The sequence below is a fragment of the uncultured Roseovarius sp. genome (genome assembly GCF_947489715.1).
Taxonomy (GTDB): domain Bacteria; phylum Pseudomonadota; class Alphaproteobacteria; order Rhodobacterales; family Rhodobacteraceae; genus Roseovarius.
On sequence record NZ_CANLER010000002.1, the window covers coordinates 343,999 to 361,850 of the forward strand.

Here is a 17,852-nt window from a genome sequence, read left to right on the forward strand (position 1 = left end):
CATACGTCGAGCAGTGCCGTAGCCCTACACCACAAAGGAGATCGCCTTTAACGGGAATATATGCACGCTTTTCCCCTGATTACGCGGCGTTACCCTTCATCCTTCAGCAGCATGAACAGAGCCGCGACCGTCAGCGCGACACCGATCAGGATCAACCCGGGGGGCAGGCCGTGACCAAGTGCTGCCTGCCAGCAGATCACCCAGCTTGGGGTCAGGTAGGTATAGGCCATGACCTTGGCGCTTGGCAGCCTGAGCGAGGCATATTGCAACAGAACGAACGTCACCGCTGTGGCGAAAATCGCCGTGTAGGCGATGGTGATCCAGACGATCCCTGGCAGCAAGGTCCAGTCGGTCGCCGCGATGTCACGCCAGCCGGCCAGCACGATCAGAATGGCGGCACCGGACATTGCGCCAAAGGAAAACACCACCGGCTGCTCGCCCCGGTTGAGCTTGCGCACCAGCGGCGTATAGAACGCATGCGCCACGCAGCCGACGAAATAGATCGCCTCGCCGCGCCCCACCTGAAACGCCAGCATTGCCTGCCAGTCAGCGCGAAAGATCACCCACAGGGCCCCCACCCCGCCCACCGTCAGTGCCAGTGCCATGCGGCGCGTGGTGATCTGGCGCAACAACCAGTAGCCGAATATCCCGGATATGATCGGCGTCAGTGTGAACACCGCCGAGGCTGAAACCGGTGGCGCGGTCTTGAGCCCCTCGAACATCAGCACGAAATAGATGCCCATCGACGCGCCCATCAGCAGATAGCGCCAGGGCGCTGCCAGCGCGCTGCGCGAAATGCCGGTCGTGCCCAGCGCCACCGCGCCCACCAGCACCGAAGCCAGGATGAACCGCACCGCGTTCAGCGCCGTGGGCGCGATATGCGGTGCCGCCATCGACCCCAATGCAAATGATCCCGCGATCAAACCCGAGAAACACAGCATCGCAAGATGCCCGCGCAAACTGTCGCTCATATGGCGTCCCAGCGCTTGGTGTGGTTCTTCAGGAAAGTCAGAAACGCCTGCACCTTGGTGGTTCGGTGTAGATCCATATGGGTGACCAGCCAAAGCGGTGCCAACCATTCGTCCAGCGGCGCATGTATCTCGACCAATCCACCCAGCTCCGCCGCGTGCAACTGCGACATGAAACCGATACCAATGCCCGCCTGCACCGCCCGGCGCATCGCATGGACATCACCGCTACGAAACACGACGCATTCAGCCGCGACATTCTCGCGGAGCCAGCGGTAGAAAGGCGCGCGTGACTTGGGGTCATCAGTGCCGACAAACCGGTGGCTGTCATATTCGGCAACGGTGCCGGGAATCCCGTGTTCTGCGATATAGCTCTCGCTCGCATAAAGCGCGAACTTCTGCTTCAGAAAAGGCTGCACCACGTTATCGGGCTGATCCGGCACCGATCCGGCACGAATGGCCACATGGGCCTCACCATATTCCAGACGAAAGAGGCGGTCGCCGGTCAGATAGCGCACGATCAGGTCCGGATATTGCTGCTGAAACTCCGCAAGAACGGGCACCAGCATATGGCTCATACCACCCAGCGAAGTCACCACCAGCTCGCCCGAGACCGCATCGCCCTGTCCTTTGATCCGGCCCGCCAACTGGCTGAACTGATCATCGGTGGCCTGCGCGACCCGCAGCAGATCATCACCTGCCTCGGTTGGCGTGTAGCCCCGCGCGTGACGTTGAAACAAACGCACGCCCAGCCGGTCCTCCAACGCGTCGATATGGCGGATCACTGTGGCATGATGCACGCCCAGCACCTCGGCCGCACCGCTGACTGTCCCAATCCGCGCCACGTTGTAGGCGGTTCTGATCTCGTCCCAGTTATCCATTTTCAATATGTCCAAACATCCTGCGCGATAATGCACACACTCTACCTTGTTCCGCTATAAGGTTCAAAATTGCAATGTTCCACCAGCTTGTCCCGGCGGCATGCTTTCAAGATCGGGATATGGCTGAGAACAGCCTAAGCGCTGCCGCTGAATTTTGAGAAACGACCCTTTTGAGGTAATATCAAGCCGCAATCACGCGTTTAGATTGCGGAGCGATTTTTTTTAAAGGAGATTTCGAGATGGAAGAACGACACCTTCAACTCGTCCTGGCGGCGGCGGGGTATTACGCCGGGGGGATTGATGGGCAGGTTGGCCCAGAGAGCATGGATGCCATTCGCGCAATCGAGGCAAACAACACCGAAGGATATGCCTTTGATCCGACCACGACGACCGAAAAGCGCCGCTATGTCGCTGCCCTTCAAGCCGGACTGACCGAACTTGAATACGACCCGGGTGTCATAGATGGCTGGTACGGTGTTTTCACCGAAGAGGCTCTGAACGCCTTCCTCTACGAGATGGGCCACGACAAACCCGAGGTCATCGACAGAACCCCGCTGCAGAATGCCCCGGCCTCTTCTGACATTCCGCATCAAAACGATGTGGCGGCTGTCTATGGCCGACCCGGTCCTGATATCGAGAGCAAACTGGTCACCATCGAACTGCCCTTCAGCCTCAAGATCGACTGGAACCTGCGTAAATCAACCCGCCGGATTCGGGTTCACCGATTGGCGGCAAAACAGCTGGAGACCGCACTGATTGCGGTTCGGGATCATTACGGGGCGCAGGTCATGGCTGATCTTGGCATAGATCGCTATGCCGGTGCTTATAATCATCGCCGGATGCGCGGTGGCAGCAAATGGTCGATGCATGCGTATGGCTGCGCAATTGATTTCTACGCCCAGCCAAACGGCCTGCGCACGCGATGCCCCCAGGCGCTGTTTTGCGGGGATGAATATCAACCTTTCCTCGACATCATGGAGGCGAATGAGTGGTTGCCCGCCCTGCGCCTATGGGGGGCAGATGCGATGCATTTTCAGCGGGCGCATCTCTAGCGGCTTCTAGCAAAGTGTACCGGCGAAACGGGCCAAATATCCGGCCTAAAAATCTGCTGTCCTTGACGTGCAGACACAATCTATATTCCGCAAAGAAACTTTCCTATAACCGACAGCATGAAGATCAAAAAGAATACGCCAGAATTGCTGATTGCGGGAGAAACCCCTTGGTTTTTGGCGATCATGCTGCTGTTTTTCACCCTCACCTTCGCCGCCATCGGCCTGTTGACCCTGACCCAGCACTGGGCCGGTCTGATCTTTCTCTTTGTCGGCGGCGGGCTGGGGGTCGGCGCGATGTGTGTCTTTGTCGAGCGTCTGCAACTGATCCTTGATGCCCGGGCGGAAACACTGACGCTGCGCAGCCGAACGATGTTTCGCTACACCGAAACGGTTTTGCCACTGAAAGACGTGCTGCGCGCCGAAACCGAAACCGGCCACAGCAACAGCCGTAACGGCGTCAATTCACCGCAATCCCTGTCGCGCGTCACCTTCATCATCCGCGACGGCTCGGGCACCGACGGGACGACAATTCTGCCCCTGACATCGGTCATGTCCACCGGCAAAGGTGCCGCCACCGTCACTCACGCTGCCAATGAATGGCTGAAAGATCTGCGCGGCAGCGAAACATTACACGACGCGACCTGCCCAACCACGGCTTGACTCACCCGCATACCGGGCATAGAAGCCACGGCAAATCCGGGAGTCTCATAATGCTTCCGGTCCCTTGGGATTGTCCCGGGATCGACCTCCGTCAGCGCGTTGCGCCCACGGGGGCCTTTGTGATTTGAACCGTCGCCCCTAAATTGGCGGCAAGACGTAACCGGCAACAGGAGGCCGTGGGCCATGTTTGAAAATCTATCCGAACGCCTGTCCGGCGTCTTTGATCGCCTGACGAAACAAGGGGCGCTATCCGAAGACGACGTCAAGACCGCCCTGCGCGAAGTGCGCGTGGCCCTGCTTGAGGCGGATGTGTCGCTGCCGGTCGCCCGCGAATTCGTCAAGAAGGTTCAGGAGCAGGCCACTGGCCAGTCGGTAACCAAATCGATTACACCCGGCCAGCAGGTCGTCAAGATCGTGCATGATGCACTGGTTGACACCCTGACCGGTGAGGGTGAACCAGGTGCCCTGAAGATCGACAACCCGCCCGCGCCTATTCTGATGGTCGGCCTGCAGGGTTCGGGTAAGACCACGACTACCGCCAAGCTGGCCAAACGGCTCAAGGAAAAAGACGGCAAACGCGTGCTGATGGCCTCGCTCGACATCAACCGACCGGCGGCGATGGAACAGCTGGAAATCCTCGGTCGACAGATCGGTGTCGACACATTGCCTATCGTCAAGGGCGAAGATCCGGTTGCGATCGCCAAACGTGCCAAGACCCAGGCCAGTCTGGGCGGCTATGATGTCTACATGCTGGATACTGCGGGCCGGTTGCATATCGACGCCGAGCTTATCCAACAGGCGGCACAGGTGCGCGACGTCGCCAACCCGCGCGAAACCCTGCTGGTGGTCGATGGCCTGACCGGTCAGGACGCGGTCAACGTGGCCACTGAATTCGACGACAAGATCGGTGTTTCCGGCGTTGTTCTCACCAGGATGGACGGCGACGGGCGCGGCGGTGCGGCACTGTCGATGCGCGCAGTCACGGGCAAGCCGATCAAATATGTCGGCCTTGGCGAAAAGATGGACGCGATCGAAACCTTCGAACCCGATCGCATCGCTGGCCGTATCCTTGGCATGGGTGACATCGTCAGCCTTGTCGAAAAGGCCCAGGAAACCATCGAGGCCGAACAGGCTGAAAAGATGATGAAGCGCTTCCAGAAGGGCCGCTTCAACATGAACGATATGAAGATGCAGCTTGAGCAGATGATCAAGATGGGCGGTATGGAAGGTGTCATGGGGATGATGCCGGGCATGGGCAAAATGGCCAAGCAGGTTCAGGATGCCGGTTTCGACGACAAAATTCTCAAGCAGCAGATCGCGCTCATCCAGTCGATGACCAAGATGGAGCGCGCCAATCCGCAGATCCTGCAAGCCTCTCGCAAGAAACGCATCGCCAAGGGCGCGGGGCTTGAGGTTTCCGAGCTCAACAAGCTTCTCAAAATGCAGCGTCAGATGGGTGACATGATGAAGAAGGTGGGCAAGATGGGCAAAGGCGGCATGCTGAAACAGGCGATGAAAGGCATGTTCGGCAAAGGCGGCGCCAGCCCCGAGGAAATGGCCGCCGGCATGGACCCCAAGGCGCTGGAACAAGCGGCCAAACAGATCGGCAAGGGCGGCGGCCTGCCCGGCCTCGGCGGTGGCGGCATGGGCCTGCCCCCGGGTCTCAGCGGGTTTGGCAAGAAAAAGTGACTCAACTTGTGCTCAATACCGAGCGTTTGACGCTAAGGTTGCCGAAGCTCGAAGATTTCGAGCATTGGGCCACCTTCTTTGCGTCTGAACGTTCTGTATTTGAGCGCGGGATGCGCAATCGAAAAGACGCCTGGACAACATGGGCGGCGGATGTGGCGCTGTGGCAGCTCAAGGGCTACGGACCATTTGGCATCGACACCCGCGATACCGGAACATATGTGGGCGAGGTCGGAATCTACGAACCCGAAAGCTATCCGGAACCCGAGCTGGGGTGGTTTGTCACGCCCGACGCCGAGGGCAAGGGTTACGCCCAGGAAGCGGCGCGCGCAGTTATGTTCTGGGCCCGCGAAACACTCGGCTGGAACCGGTTGATCAACATCATCGACCCGCGCAATGACCGCTCGATCGCCCTGGGGCAGCGACTTGGCGGCGTTATTGATCCCGATGCCGATGGCGAAACACCGGGCGATATCGTGATCGTCCATGATCTGCGGGGCGGGTCATGACACGTACACTCGATCTCCCTCAACTGGAAACCGAACGTCTGATTCTGCGCGCGCCTGGCGTTGCGGATACCGCACCGATGCTGGGCTTTCTGGCCTCCGAGCGTGCCGAGTTCTACGGCGGACCGATGAATGCCTATGACGGCTGGCACAAGTTTTCCGCCTATGCCGGGCAATGGCTGCTGCGCGGTTATGGTATGTTCAGCGTTGCCCTGAAGACGACCGACCAGTGCATCGGCATGGCGGGCCCCTTTCACCCCGATCATTTCCACGAACCGGAAATGTCCTGGCTGCTGACAGACGCCGAGTTCGAGGGCAAGGGTTATGCCGCCGAAGCCTGCCTTGCGGTTTTGGATCACCTGTTCACGTCCCACGGCTGGAGCAGCGTCGTCAGCTATATCGACCGCGCCAATACCGCATCACGCAAGCTGGCCGAACGGCTGGGCGCCTGCCACGAGGCCCGGGCGGAGGACGTCGTTCCCAATTGCGACAGCTATCGCCATTTTCCAGCGGGGGGTGGCGCGTGACACTAACGCTCAACATCCCCCGGCTTGAAACCGACCGGCTGATCCTGCGCGGCCCCGAAGCGCGGGATTTCGAACCGATTGCCGCCTTCTATGCAGATGAAAACCGGTCCTGGGGCTTTGGCGGACCACTGGACCGCGCCGACGCCTGGCGCTGGATGGCCACGTCCATTGGTCATTGGGCGCTGCACGGCTACGGCTTTTTCACAATGGAACTCAAAGACAGCGCCGCCGCCTGCGGCCTGACCGGGCTCTGGAATCCCGAGGGCTGGCCCGAGCCGGAATTGGGCTGGGTTGTTTTTGAAGGGTTCGAAGGCAAGGGCCTAGCCCGCGAAGGGGCTGAGTGTGCCCGACGCTGGGCGTACCATGATCTGGGCATGACCACGCTCACTTCAAATATCAAGCCTGGCAATGATCGTTCCATCGCGCTCGCGACCCGCATGGGCGCGCAGTATGAAAAGACTTATGTCAATGTTCATCTGGGCGAGGATCTACTCTATCGCCATCCGTCCCCCGAGGCGCTGTCATGAACATCGCACCCCACGCGCCCACCATCGAAACCCGCGACCTGATCCTGCGCGGCTATCGCGAAGGTGATTTCGAAGCCATCGCAGCCTTTGGCGCGTCCGAACGTGCACGATTTGTCGGCGGGCCGCAGGACCGCTGGGACAGTTGGCGTGCCTTCATGGCCGGTATCGGCCATTGGACATTGCGCGGTTATGGCATGTGGGTGGTTGAGCATCGCGAAGCCGGCCACGTCGCGGGCCGTGTTGGCATGATCTACAATGACGGCTGGCATGAACCCGAACTGGGCTGGCACATTTATGACGGTTTCGAAGGTCAGGGTTTTGCCTATCAGGCCTGTATCGCGGCGCGCGCCTATTCGGCACGGCATTTCGGACTTGATGCGGTGATTTCCTATATCGACCCGGAAAATACCCGCTCGGTCGCGCTGGCGCAACGGCTTGGCGCAACCTTCGAAAGCGAAAGCGAAGTCCTAGGCAAGCCCTGCCATATCTATCGCCATCCGCACGAGGTGCGCCCATGACGCTGCCCTGCGAAATGCCAGCAACCGGTCCCGCCGCGGAAATGGTCGCGAGCCTGCAAGCCATCCTGCCAAGGCTGACGACTGATCGCCTTTGTTTGCGCGCGCCCACCGTGACCGATTTTGCGGCCTATGCCGACATCTACCTGTCACCGCGCTGGCTCCATGACGCGCCGCAAACCCGCCACGACGCTTGGCTCGATTTTTGCGAAATGGCCGCCGGCTGGCTCTGGCGCGGCGCCGGTATCCTGTCGGTCGAGCTCAGCGAGGATCGCACGCTTCTGGGTTTCGTCGTCCTCAATATCGAATATGGCGATCCGGAAATGGAACTTGGCTGGATGCTGACGGCATCCGCCGAAGGACAGGGCTATGCCACTGAGGCCGCGAAGGCGTTGCGCAATTGGGCGGCGGATGAGATCGGTGTGACCCAGCCGGTCAGCTATATCAGCCACGACAATAACCGCTCAGCCGCCACCGCCGAACAGCTTGGGGCGTCGCGCGATACCGCCGCCGAGGCGGATCTGGATCAACTGTGCCAGGTCTGGCGCCACCCGAAAGCGGGGGTGCACTGAAATGTCGAACGACACCATCCCCATGATCGAAACCAACCGTCTTGTCCTGCGCGGACCCGAGCCCGAGGATTACCCGAATTTCAAGGCGACCTTCACCTCGTACCGCGCGCGGTTCATGGGCGGGCCGCTCAACAAATACGAGGCATGGATGCTCTATGCCGCGGAGATCGGCCATTGGAACATTCGCGGATACGGCATGTGGATGATCCACGACAAGGCCAGCAATGACACCCTCGGCATGGCCGGGGGCTGGTTTCCTGCAGGCTGGCCCGAACGCGAAATCGCCTGGATCATCTGGCCCGAGAAGGCCGGCAAGGGCTACGCGCTCGAGGCGACCCATGCGGCGCGGCGTCACTTCTACGACCAGCTGGGCTGGGACGGGGCGGTCAGCTATATCGACCCCAAGAACCTCGACAGCATCCGCCTGGCCGAACGCCTTGGCGCGGTCAAGGACAAGGATGCCGCCACCATCGACGACAATGATGCGGTCTATCGCCACCCATCGCCCGCGCAATTGCAATCCAGTCAGATCGCCGATGGCATCGCGCTGGAAATCAGCCACTACAGCGACCCGCTATTCAAACCGAAAGGAATGCCCGTTGACTGATGATCATTCCCAGATCGCCGCCGAGCTTCTGAAAGAACACCGCCACAGCATCGACCGTCTTGATGCGGTGCTGGTCTATACGCTGGCGGAACGGTTCAAGCACACGCAGGCTGTGGGCCAACTCAAGGCCGAACACACCCTGCCCCCTTCTGATCCGTTGCGCGAAAGCCAGCAGATCGAACGGCTTCAACGCATGGCGATCGAAGCCGATCTCGACCCCGAATTTGCCACGAAGTTCCTAAACTTCATCATTGGCGAAGTCATCCAACACCACAAGAAACATCACGAATAACAAAGATGTAGGGCGGGGTTCACCCCGCCACCCCAGCCATTCAAAGGAGAAAACACCATGGCTATGAAAATTCGTCTCGCCCGCGGCGGCTCGAAAAAACGTCCCTTCTACCGCATCGTGGCCACCGACAGCCGCATGCCGCGCGATGGCCGTTTCATCGAAAAGCTCGGCACCTATAACCCGCTTCTGCCGAAAGACAGCGAAGACCGGGTCAAAATGGATCTCGAGCGCGTTCAGTACTGGTTGGGCCAGGGCGCACAGCCCACCGACCGGATCAGCCGCATGCTGGAAGCCGCCGGCGTTCTGGAGAAAAAAGAGCGTTCGAACCCCAAGAAGGGTGAACCCGGTGCCAAGGCCAAGGAGCGCGTCGAAGAGAAAGCCGCCAAGGCCGCAGCTGCTGCCGAAGCCGCCGCCGCCCCTGCCGAGGAAGCCCCGGCCGAGGACGCGCCTGCTGAAGAAGCGACCGCGGAAGAGTAAGGCGGGTAGGCACTGGAATGTCGCAGTTTTCCAAGGGCTTCCAGAACGACCTGCAAAATCTGATGCGGTGGCGGCGCGATGTGCGCCGCTTCCGCCCGGATGCTGTGGACGAGGCTCTGCTGACGCGGTGCCTCGACACTTTCCTATTGGCCCCCTCGGTGGGGCTTTCCGAACCCTGGCGCATCGTCCGGGTCGACAGCGACAGCGCCCGCCAGGCGGCGCTTGAAAATTTCCAGACCGCCAACGCCGAAGCGCTGGCGGGCTATCATGGTGACAAGGCCAGGCTTTACAGCGGCCTGAAACTCTCGGGCATGCGCGAGGCGCCGGTGCAACTGGCGATCTACTGCGCCGAAGAGACCGACAAGGGCGCGGGCCTTGGGGCCGCCACCATGCCCGAAACGCGACGCTATTCGGTGGTGGGCGCGATCACTCACTTTTGGCTGGCCGCCCGGGCGCTTGGTCTGGGCGTTGGTTGGGTCTCGATCCTTGATCCCGATCAGTTGTCGCGCGATCTCGAAACGCCTGCCGACTGGCGGCTGGTGGCCTATCTCTGCGTCGGCTGGCCCGAAGAAGACAGCCAGACCCCCGAACTTGAAACCGCCGGCTGGGAAACCAGACGCAACCGGCTCCCGATCGAGGTACGCTGACCCATGTTTCGACCGATCCGTACCCTTATCATGATGGCGCTGGTGTTCATCTCGGGCGTTTTCTACGAACGCTACCAGCATGGCGAACGCTGCATCGCCGCAGGTGGTGAGATGAAATCTGGCCTGTGCACGGGGGCAACAGGATGAACAACGATGCCCGTATCTGCGTCGGCGCAATCGCCGGGGCCTTCGGTGTCCGGGGCGAGGTACGGCTGAAAAGCTTTACCGCCACGCCCGAGGATATCGAACGCTACAACCCGCTTTATTCCGAAGATGGCCAGCAAAGCTTTAGCGTCAGCCTGATCGGTCAGACCAAGAACGGCTTTACCGCACGGCTATCCGGCGTCCAGACCAAGGAACAGGCCGATGCCCTGCGCGGCGTGCGATTGTTCGTGGACCGCGACAGGCTGCCCGGCCTTCCGGATGATGAATATTACCATGCCGACCTGATCGGGCTTGAGGTTTACGACACCGGCGGCACCCTTCTGGGTCGGGTCGAAAATGTGCTGAACCACGGTGCCTCTGACCTGTTGGAGATCAAACCCGCAACGCCCGGCGATACCATTCTTCTGCCCTTCACCGTCGCTGCGGTTCCGACTGTAGACCTGACTGCTGCCCGGATCGTCGCAGACCCGCCCGACGGATTGTTTTAGGCTGATGCCCGCACCGTGCCAACAGGCCCTGCGTCACCGACATGTTCTTGCCTCCGGCGCCCCCCGACGCTACAGCCAAAGCCCATGACCGAAAAACCCAGATCATATGGCCGCAAGTCGATCAGTGCCACTGCACAGCCGCGCGAATTGATCACGCCAACGCCCACGCTCAAAGATGCCTGGGCGGCGCGGATCATCACGCTTTTCCCGCAGGCTTTTCCCGGCGTTCTGGGCGAAAGCCTAACCGGCAAGGCGCTGAATGACGGGCTTTGGACGCTGCACACTACCGATCTGCGCGGTTTTGGCGAGGGCAAACACCACAATGTCGATGACACTCCGGCGGGCGGCGGCGCGGGTATGGTCCTGCGCGCCGACGTTGTGGGCCGTGCGATTGAACACACCCGGACCACCGCCCCCAAAGGGGCGCCGATTATCTATCTCAGCCCACGGGGCGCACCGTTTACGCAGGACATGGCTCGCGACTGGGCCGCCAGACCCGGCGTCACGCTGCTCTGTGGTCGGTTCGAAGGCGTCGACCAGCGGGTGCTGGATCACTATGACGTGCAAGAAGTCAGCCTGGGTGATTTTGTCCTGACTGGCGGTGAGATCGCCGCACAAGCGATGATCGACGCCACTATCCGCCTGCTGCCTGGCGTGCTGGGCAACGCTGACAGTACCGACGAGGAAAGCCATTCCAACGGCCTTCTGGAACACCCGCAATACACCCGCCCCGCCGAATGGATGGGTCACAAAATACCCGAAATCCTCACCTCAGGCGATCATGGGAAAGTCGCCAAGTGGCGGCGCCAGATGTCGGAAGAGCTTACCAAGGCCCGGCGTCCGGATTTATGGGCGCGGTACTCATCCAAATCCCAAGAATGAACATCGGTCGGAGTTCAATCTACACCAGTTTTCTGATGGTTTAGCCGCTGTCGCTAGTTCCAAATCCTAAGCTATGGCGGATTGGCAATATGGGTTCGCCTACAGTGGCGCAATAAACACTATTGGAATTCTGCGAAAAACTGACATGCGAGGTGCGCAGATGATTGCAGACGCGCAAACTGATCCGTCTCTACCGATCGGGCTTGATCCGCGCGCCAAATCCACCTATACCCCGCTCGTTCGGAATCGCTTTCGCGGCTTCGGGCCTGTTTGCTATGGCACACCCTCGCAGCCTTCTTCGGCATTGGTGGCGTACACGGCAATCAGATGAACAGATAATGACGACCTGTACCTTGGGCGGGCACATCGCGTGGACCCGGAAGAAGACCCAAAGCTCTGAGGACGCGCCACACCTTTGCGGGCTAAAACCGCAAGCATATAGGAGTAGAAGCGATGGATATTATCGCTCAGCTTGAGGCGGAACAGATCGCCTCGCTCGGGAAGGACATTCCCGATTTCAAACCCGGCGACACCGTTCGCGTGGGCTACAAGGTGACCGAAGGCACGCGTTCGCGCGTTCAGAACTTCGAGGGCGTTTGCATCGCCCGCAACAACGGCACAGGCATTGCCGGATCGTTCACCGTTCGCAAGATTTCCTTTGGCGAAGGCGTGGAACGTGTGTTCCCTCTCTATTCGACCAATATCGACAGCATCGAGGTTGTGCGCCGTGGCCGTGTCCGCCGCGCCAAGCTGTATTACCTGCGCTCGCGTCGCGGTAAATCGGCGCGTATTGCTGAGAACGCCAACTACAAGCCCCGCAAGGGCGCGCAAGCGTAAGGAACCGACGAGATGAAAAAAGACATCCATCCCGATTATCACATCATCGACGTCAAAATGACCGATGGTACCGTGTTCCAGACCCGCTCGACCTATGGCGCGGAAGGCGAACAGCTTAACCTTGATATCGACCCGACCGTTCACCCGGCCTGGACCGGTGGCGGGACTCGCCTGATGGACGCAGGCGGCCGTGTGTCGAAGTTCAAGAACAAATACGCCGGTCTGGGCTTCTGATCCCACGCTGCCAGATTACCATCGAAACGCCGCTCCTGACCGGGGCGGCGTTTTTCGTTGTCGGCTGATGATCAAGCCGGACAGGAGAAAAAAAGTCGCGCAGAAAACTCAACAGATTGCGCCTAAACCCTTTACGACATGGTCCAAGTAACACCGACCACACCACCCCGATGGTCAGCGGACACCTCGAATTGCACAAAAAATTTGGGTGCCAGGTTCTTAACCAAACCCGGCACCCGATAGCGCGTTTCTAAATAGATTTCAGGACGTCCCGCACCTATTTCTCTGCTACTTTTTCCAGCGTTCTTTCGGCATAGGCATTCACCAGCGCGTTGTAGAAGTCGTCCTTTGATGGCGGGATAAATACCGTCCAGCCTTCCTCATTGGCTGTATCAGCCGTCTGTGCTGTCAGTCGCAAAGGGAAACTGCTTATCGGTGCGTCATCTGCTGTTTGCTTAACGTTTGCCCCATCAGCATTCAGGCTTTCGTAAACCGCAATCGTGCCTTCGAGCTGATTGAACTCACCGGAATCTGGCAAAATGGTATCGCCATCGACTGCCACTTTATTGATTTCAACCCGAATGCGCGGCGCCTCTGAAATCGGCTCAATCATGGCATGCTGCGAAAGCGCAGCCTCCAGGTCTTTGTCCAATTCGGGCCAGTATGTCAGCGCGTTACTGTCAGTGAATGCAGACAGGTCTACCACAACATCAACATCGGAAAGCTTTGACTCGCCCGCAAACGCAGGCAACGAAATCAAGACCGTTGTACAAACCAGTGCAGTTTTTTTAAGCAGTTTCATAACGTGCTCCTTTCCATATTCTATTGCAGCAGTGTCATGGCCTTTCAGACCACGAAGGTTACTGCGACGTGTGAAAAGACAACTGCGTGTCGGCCTTCCAGTTCCCAAAATTTTTCCAATTTAATTCCGAAATTTGAATTTTGACCTTTTTGGGCACGGTTATCTGCACCGCAATTTTTCTGATAATTCGAGGGTTCTGCCGACTTTTGAAGGAGGAGCGATTCAAACATCAAATTGGAAAAAACTGACCGAAATAGCGCCTATGTCGGGCCCTTCAGATCGGGCTGCTCAGCGATGGATGTCGGACAATTCTAGCAGGGCATTCGCCACGTTTCGGCAGCAATATCGCCCAAATTTTCGCCAGTATTCTTTGTATTTCAACTTTGGAAACCGCGGGCCACGATCTGCTGCATCTAAAGGAGCGTAAAATTGACGACCTTTACCGGATATGCACGTATTCTTGGTCTCATGCTCTTGGGAGCGGCAGTGGCACAACTAGCGATCTCTTCAGACACGCCACCGTATTTGACACTCATTTTCGGCATCGGCTTATTGCTGTTCTCTCAGTCAGCAACCAAGTACCTCCTTCTTGGTCTCGTGAACGCAAGCACATGGTATCACGGCAAAAGACTTCCAGGGTATCGAAAGCTGCCCAATATCCTGAACTGGATCCGTTTCGAGCTGACAGCAACACGCGCAGACCGCAAAAGCAAAGCCAAGGCCAAGCGGCGCACCAGAGAGATCAAGGCCGAACAAAAGCGTCAAGCGGAGCTTCGTGAACGCTACAAGGACGTGACCTATACAACAGATGAGGTCGCGGCCTTTTTCCTGCAACATTCAGTGCAAGTCGCATACCTTGCCCTGGACGCAAGCAGCTCGCCCAGATCGCGCAGCCGCTTCGGTGACGTTCCAAGAACCTATCCCGGATTCGAGTGGCCAAGATCCGATAAGACAGGGCTTCCATTGCATTTCCTCGTTGAATTGCACCTGTCCGAAATTCCACCGCTGGAAGAAACCGCAGCCTTGCCCGTAAATGGCGTTCTATTGTTCTTCAGCGACCTTTCCAACAGTAACTGGGTTACACCACGCGTCCTATTCACTGAACGGGTAGAAGAACGAGCTCAGGTGCCCGACGACCTGCCTGAAGTCGGCGAATATATTGGCCAATATGTAAAACGTACGGGCGCATCCACCTTGCGTTTGATGCCTGAATTTGCCCTTCGGCCTGTTACCCGCGATATTTTGCAACCGCCATCCAGCATGCCAGCTGACGTGGACTGGAAATTGGTCAACGCCGCACAAAAACACAGCGAAAAGGTTTACGAAAAGCATGTTTCAGACACGCCAGAACTGCAGCTAAGCAGCAAATATTTCAACAATCACACAATTGGCGGGCCAGCCTCTGAAGTGCCGAACCCAACTGGCGGAAAGGGTTTCAAGCTTCTTCAGCTCGATAGCGATACGAAGTTGGGATTGATGATTGGCGATTGCGGCGTGGTGGAGTTCTGGATTGATCCAGACGATCTCGCCGCCGGACGTTTTGAAAAGGTCTGGCTTGCGTCCGCTAGTGCATGAGTATCAAAGCGCAGAACCTTGGACAGCGCTCTGGAAAAAAGCTGTGTCAGTTCCAACCGCGCACTCGAAAACGCGCCTTACCATCCCGGACGATCATCAAATGCCCGGGATGGAATAGACTGGAATATCTGGAAATTTAGCGCCGACACTCGGCTGACCGGTCAATGAACATTTGAAAGGTCAACGCTGAAGGCTGCCAAAAGAAGGCCGGATTACTCCTCGGCCGCTTCGCTGATTGCTTCGCCGGCGCTTTCGATATCACGCCCAGCTCCTTCGATGGTTTCACAGGCCGTCAAACCCAAAACTGCGACAAGGGACAGCGAAATTGTTTTAAAACGGGTCATAGTCACACTCCATTTCCTTGTTGTACGGGGTCAACGCGCGTCGCCAGTCCAAGTTCCCAAAAAATGCAGAAACTTACATGGGTTACTCCAAAGGAATGTCCTCATCCTGGTCTTCTTCCAGACGGGTGAATGTCAAATGCAGCTCAAACCTATCAGGCAACCTGTTCACATCCAGGGTGCCATCTAGTTGGGACACGAAGGAGTCGATCAAACGAGAGCCGAGACCTGACCCCTTCGCATCATCATCATTGTTCATTTCGCGATCAGGATCATGCGAGTTGACAATGCTCAGGCTGACGCGATTTTCTCCCAAATCGCGCAGCACGATGTTGATCCACGGCACTTCACCCTGCGCGGCACCGCAATATTTGACCGAGTTTATTGCAGCTTCGGTCGCAAGCAACGTCAGGGGAACCGACTGATCCGGCGTGATCTCCACGGGGCTTAGATCGGTGGTAATCGCAACCCGGTTTTCCGGCTCGTCGATGCTGCCGACCACGACCAGTTGCTTGATGATGTCATCCAGCAATTGATCCGCCCGCACCATCGACAATTTGCGCGACAGATAAAGGTAACGGTGAATCGCGGACAGGGCCATCACGCGGTCCTGCACGCGCCTCAACAGGTGCTTGGCTTCATCACTTTGAGTGTTGCGGATCTGGATGTTCATGATGCTGGAGATCAACTGGAGATTGTTTTTGACGCGGTGGTGGACCTCGCGCAACAACGTGGTCTTTTCCTCCAGATCCTCCTTCAGCAAACGGTCCTGTTCGGCCAGTTTATGGGTCATGGACCGGAAGGCCTCTGCGACGATTTCCAACTCCTCCGGCGCATTATCAAGTTTTTCGTCATCGAAATCGGCCTTGCCGCCCGCATAAAGCCGCATCCATTGACGCAGCTTGCGCACATGCCTGACGACCAGCCTATTGACCCCAAAATAGGCCACCGCCATTGCCGCGATCCACATAAGAAGGGGGAAGTAAAGCGCCGCAGATTCCCCGCGCCCCGTCAACGAGCGTTGATTGCGCGGCTCCCAGCTACCCAGTGCGTAGACGGTATCATCCACGATCGGCACAACGGCAAAATCACGCACTTCCCCCCTGCGGTTGATGGCGCGGAAGGTCTGCTGATTATCCAACGTCAGATCCTCGAGCGTGCGATCCTGGGGAAGAATGGCGCGGCGGTCATCCTGGAACGCCTCGGTCGCCAGGATTTCACCGTCATTGTTGAACACCAGCAGATCCGTCGCTTCGACGTTTTCCGTCAGCAATGCATTGGCGAGTTTCAGGGGTATCGAGATCCACACATAGCCAATAAGGTCGCTTTGGTTGGACACCGGCACACTTACATTCAGCGCAATGCGACCGTCCAGCGCCGCCAGCGGGTGGGCATCCACACGCCGTTCAGGCAGGGTGATCAGATTTTGGAAAAACTGCGATGTGCTCATATCGACGCGATCTCGTGTCGATGAGCAGGTCATCTGGCCGTCAAGATCAACGAAGCCAGCAAACGTGTACCGTGGGTCGAATTCGATCAACTGCTCCAAAATCTTATCGCAGCCATCCAACTGACCCTGGAACACGCGCGCTGCGGCGCTGATAGCCTCAACCGCACCGAATGCGGATTGGATCAGCTCGCGTTCCTCGGCGGCGGCACGCCTTGTGCGATCCAGCAAGGCAATTTCAGAAAGGGCGCGCGACTCCTTGAGAACTTTGGATGTTTGATAGATGGAAATTAGCCCGAGGGGCAGAACCGCGATGGATAAAACTGCGATCAGCTGAAGCGCAAGGCGAGATCTCGCGCTGCCAACTCGCCGCTTCGACCCGATCATGCAGCGGGCTGCCCCGTCACCACCGCAAGGGTTGCGGGGTCCGTCAATTCCAGATCTTCTTCATCGTCAAGATGCATCAACTCCGCCAACCTTTTACGCGCCCGGTTCGTGCGGCTCTTGATCGTACCGATGGCACAGCCGCACATTTCGGCCGCATCTTCATAAGAAAACCCTTCTGCGCCGACCAGAACCAACGCTTCGCGCTGTTCATCCGTCAACTGGGCAAACGCCTCGCGAAAATCGTTCATGGCCAGACGGCCATCATGCTGCGGCTTTTCCGACAGCGCCTCCGCCATCACGCCGTCCGGATCTTCGACCTCTCGGCGACGTTTGCGATGCAATGAATAAAATGTGTTGCGCAAGATCGTGAACAGCCATGCGCGCAGATTGGTGCCTTGCTGGAATTTGTCGAGGTTGCTCCACGCTTTGACCACTGTGTCCTGCACCAGATCATCAGCCGTCGCGGCATTACGCGTCAGGCTCAGCGCGAAGGCACGCATCGCTGGCAGGTGCTCAACCAGCTCATCTCTGGGATCAATTTGCTCTGTCACGCGTCTGAACCGTCGTCTTTTGGTTTCTTCGACTGCTCTTGCTGACGCAACTGGTCAAGCAACTGAGTGAACCTGTCCGGCACGGGTTCGTTCGCCGCTTCCGTATAGACGCGACGTAGATTTTCATCGATCTGTTGATCCACTTGGGGATTCCTGCGTTTTTTTGTCATCGCGCTCGTGGCTCTGTCACTCTAAAATGGTCACGTAACACCCTATATGTTGGGAA

25 protein-coding genes are annotated in these 17,852 nt (G+C 58.1%); 18 read left to right on the forward strand and 7 right to left on the reverse strand.

Annotated elements, in window-relative coordinates; all coding sequences use genetic code 11:
• Positions 1-89: 89 nt before the first annotated feature.
• Together Q1B27_RS07310 and Q1B27_RS07315 are read right to left on the reverse strand one after the other, a co-directional pair.
• On the reverse strand, positions 90-971 hold the full coding sequence (locus Q1B27_RS07310; protein WP_299845852.1) for a DMT family transporter: 882 nt from the start codon (positions 969-971) through the stop codon (positions 90-92).
• A complete protein-coding gene (locus Q1B27_RS07315; protein ID WP_299845855.1) occupies positions 968-1,849 on the reverse strand; it encodes a LysR family transcriptional regulator in 882 nt (293 codons plus the stop codon). The genes Q1B27_RS07310 and Q1B27_RS07315 overlap by 4 nt, the downstream gene beginning before the upstream one ends.
• Positions 1,850-2,088: 239 nt before the next feature.
• Here Q1B27_RS07315 and Q1B27_RS07320 point away from each other — a divergent pair, with 239 nt between their 5' ends.
• The 17 genes from Q1B27_RS07320 to rpmE all read left to right on the forward strand — a co-directional run bounded on the left by Q1B27_RS07320 (position 2,089) and on the right by rpmE (position 12,523).
• Entirely contained in the window at positions 2,089-2,901 is an 813-nt protein-coding gene (locus Q1B27_RS07320) for a peptidoglycan-binding protein (protein WP_299845858.1), read from the forward strand.
• Positions 2,902-3,018: 117 nt separating this feature from the next.
• Complete coding sequence (locus Q1B27_RS07325; RefSeq protein WP_299845860.1) at positions 3,019-3,561, forward strand: hypothetical protein; 543 nt, start codon at positions 3,019-3,021, stop codon at positions 3,559-3,561.
• A 183-nt stretch (positions 3,562-3,744) separates the two neighbouring features.
• A complete protein-coding gene (gene ffh / locus Q1B27_RS07330) occupies positions 3,745-5,250 on the forward strand; it encodes a signal recognition particle protein (protein WP_299845863.1) in 1,506 nt (501 codons plus the stop codon).
• Entirely contained in the window at positions 5,247-5,756 is a 510-nt protein-coding gene (locus Q1B27_RS07335; protein ID WP_299845866.1) for a GNAT family N-acetyltransferase, read from the forward strand. The genes ffh and Q1B27_RS07335 overlap by 4 nt, the downstream gene beginning before the upstream one ends.
• Positions 5,753-6,280 (forward strand): GNAT family N-acetyltransferase, encoded by a 528-nt coding sequence (locus Q1B27_RS07340; protein WP_299845869.1) that lies wholly within the window; start codon positions 5,753-5,755, stop codon positions 6,278-6,280. The genes Q1B27_RS07335 and Q1B27_RS07340 overlap by 4 nt, the downstream gene beginning before the upstream one ends.
• Positions 6,277-6,807: a GNAT family N-acetyltransferase gene (locus Q1B27_RS07345; protein ID WP_299845872.1), complete on the forward strand. Its 531-nt coding sequence runs from the start codon at positions 6,277-6,279 to the stop codon at positions 6,805-6,807. Before Q1B27_RS07340 ends, Q1B27_RS07345 begins: the two co-directional genes overlap by 4 nt.
• Positions 6,804-7,325 (forward strand): GNAT family N-acetyltransferase, encoded by a 522-nt coding sequence (locus Q1B27_RS07350; protein ID WP_299845875.1) that lies wholly within the window; start codon positions 6,804-6,806, stop codon positions 7,323-7,325. Before Q1B27_RS07345 ends, Q1B27_RS07350 begins: the two co-directional genes overlap by 4 nt.
• A complete protein-coding gene (locus Q1B27_RS07355) occupies positions 7,322-7,894 on the forward strand; it encodes a GNAT family N-acetyltransferase (RefSeq protein WP_299845878.1) in 573 nt (190 codons plus the stop codon). The genes Q1B27_RS07350 and Q1B27_RS07355 overlap by 4 nt, the downstream gene beginning before the upstream one ends.
• A gap of 1 nt (position 7,895) precedes the next feature.
• On the forward strand, positions 7,896-8,501 hold the full coding sequence (locus Q1B27_RS07360; RefSeq protein WP_299845881.1) for a GNAT family N-acetyltransferase: 606 nt from the start codon (positions 7,896-7,898) through the stop codon (positions 8,499-8,501).
• Positions 8,494-8,793: a chorismate mutase gene (locus Q1B27_RS07365; protein ID WP_299845884.1), complete on the forward strand. Its 300-nt coding sequence runs from the start codon at positions 8,494-8,496 to the stop codon at positions 8,791-8,793. Before Q1B27_RS07360 ends, Q1B27_RS07365 begins: the two co-directional genes overlap by 8 nt.
• Before the next feature lie 57 nt (positions 8,794-8,850).
• Positions 8,851-9,270, forward strand: coding sequence for a 30S ribosomal protein S16 (rpsP, locus tag Q1B27_RS07370; protein ID WP_299845886.1), 420 nt, complete (start codon positions 8,851-8,853; stop codon positions 9,268-9,270).
• A gap of 17 nt (positions 9,271-9,287) precedes the next feature.
• On the forward strand, positions 9,288-9,917 hold the full coding sequence (gene bluB / locus Q1B27_RS07375; protein ID WP_299845889.1) for a 5,6-dimethylbenzimidazole synthase: 630 nt from the start codon (positions 9,288-9,290) through the stop codon (positions 9,915-9,917).
• Positions 9,918-9,920: 3 nt separating this feature from the next.
• Positions 9,921-10,064: a hypothetical protein gene (locus Q1B27_RS07380; protein WP_299845892.1), complete on the forward strand. Its 144-nt coding sequence runs from the start codon at positions 9,921-9,923 to the stop codon at positions 10,062-10,064.
• Positions 10,061-10,570: a ribosome maturation factor RimM gene (gene rimM / locus Q1B27_RS07385; protein WP_299845894.1), complete on the forward strand. Its 510-nt coding sequence runs from the start codon at positions 10,061-10,063 to the stop codon at positions 10,568-10,570. Before Q1B27_RS07380 ends, rimM begins: the two co-directional genes overlap by 4 nt.
• An 84-nt stretch (positions 10,571-10,654) precedes the next feature.
• Complete coding sequence (trmD, locus tag Q1B27_RS07390; protein WP_299845897.1) at positions 10,655-11,452, forward strand: tRNA (guanosine(37)-N1)-methyltransferase TrmD; 798 nt, start codon at positions 10,655-10,657, stop codon at positions 11,450-11,452.
• A 453-nt stretch (positions 11,453-11,905) separates the two neighbouring features.
• A complete protein-coding gene (gene rplS / locus Q1B27_RS07395; protein WP_299845900.1) occupies positions 11,906-12,289 on the forward strand; it encodes a 50S ribosomal protein L19 in 384 nt (127 codons plus the stop codon).
• A gap of 12 nt (positions 12,290-12,301) precedes the next feature.
• On the forward strand, positions 12,302-12,523 hold the full coding sequence (rpmE, locus tag Q1B27_RS07400) for a 50S ribosomal protein L31 (RefSeq protein WP_085800384.1): 222 nt from the start codon (positions 12,302-12,304) through the stop codon (positions 12,521-12,523).
• A gap of 277 nt (positions 12,524-12,800) precedes the next feature.
• Here the strand turns inward: rpmE and Q1B27_RS07405 are convergent, their stop codons facing one another.
• Complete coding sequence (locus Q1B27_RS07405; protein ID WP_299845908.1) at positions 12,801-13,325, reverse strand: hypothetical protein; 525 nt, start codon at positions 13,323-13,325, stop codon at positions 12,801-12,803.
• Between the two features lie 429 nt (positions 13,326-13,754).
• Here Q1B27_RS07405 and Q1B27_RS07410 point away from each other — a divergent pair, with 429 nt between their 5' ends.
• The gene (locus Q1B27_RS07410; RefSeq protein WP_299845911.1) at positions 13,755-14,900 is read left to right on the forward strand and encodes a YwqG family protein; all 1,146 of its coding nucleotides are present in this window, start codon (positions 13,755-13,757) and stop codon (positions 14,898-14,900) included.
• A 212-nt stretch (positions 14,901-15,112) separates the two neighbouring features.
• Here Q1B27_RS07410 and Q1B27_RS07415 read toward each other — a convergent pair whose 3' ends face one another.
• The 4 genes from Q1B27_RS07415 to Q1B27_RS07430 form a co-directional block, all read right to left on the reverse strand.
• Positions 15,113-15,244 (reverse strand): entericidin A/B family lipoprotein, encoded by a 132-nt coding sequence (locus Q1B27_RS07415; RefSeq protein WP_299845914.1) that lies wholly within the window; start codon positions 15,242-15,244, stop codon positions 15,113-15,115.
• A gap of 82 nt (positions 15,245-15,326) precedes the next feature.
• Positions 15,327-16,919, reverse strand: a complete 1,593-nt coding sequence (locus Q1B27_RS07420; protein WP_299845917.1) for a histidine kinase dimerization/phosphoacceptor domain -containing protein — start codon at positions 16,917-16,919, stop codon at positions 15,327-15,329.
• Between the two features lie 152 nt (positions 16,920-17,071).
• Positions 17,072-17,626, reverse strand: coding sequence for an RNA polymerase sigma factor (locus tag Q1B27_RS07425; protein WP_299845920.1), 555 nt, complete (start codon positions 17,624-17,626; stop codon positions 17,072-17,074).
• Positions 17,623-17,769, reverse strand: a complete 147-nt coding sequence (locus Q1B27_RS07430) for a NepR family anti-sigma factor (protein WP_299845923.1) — start codon at positions 17,767-17,769, stop codon at positions 17,623-17,625. Before Q1B27_RS07430 ends, Q1B27_RS07425 begins: the two co-directional genes overlap by 4 nt.
• Positions 17,770-17,852: the final 83 nt, after the last annotated feature.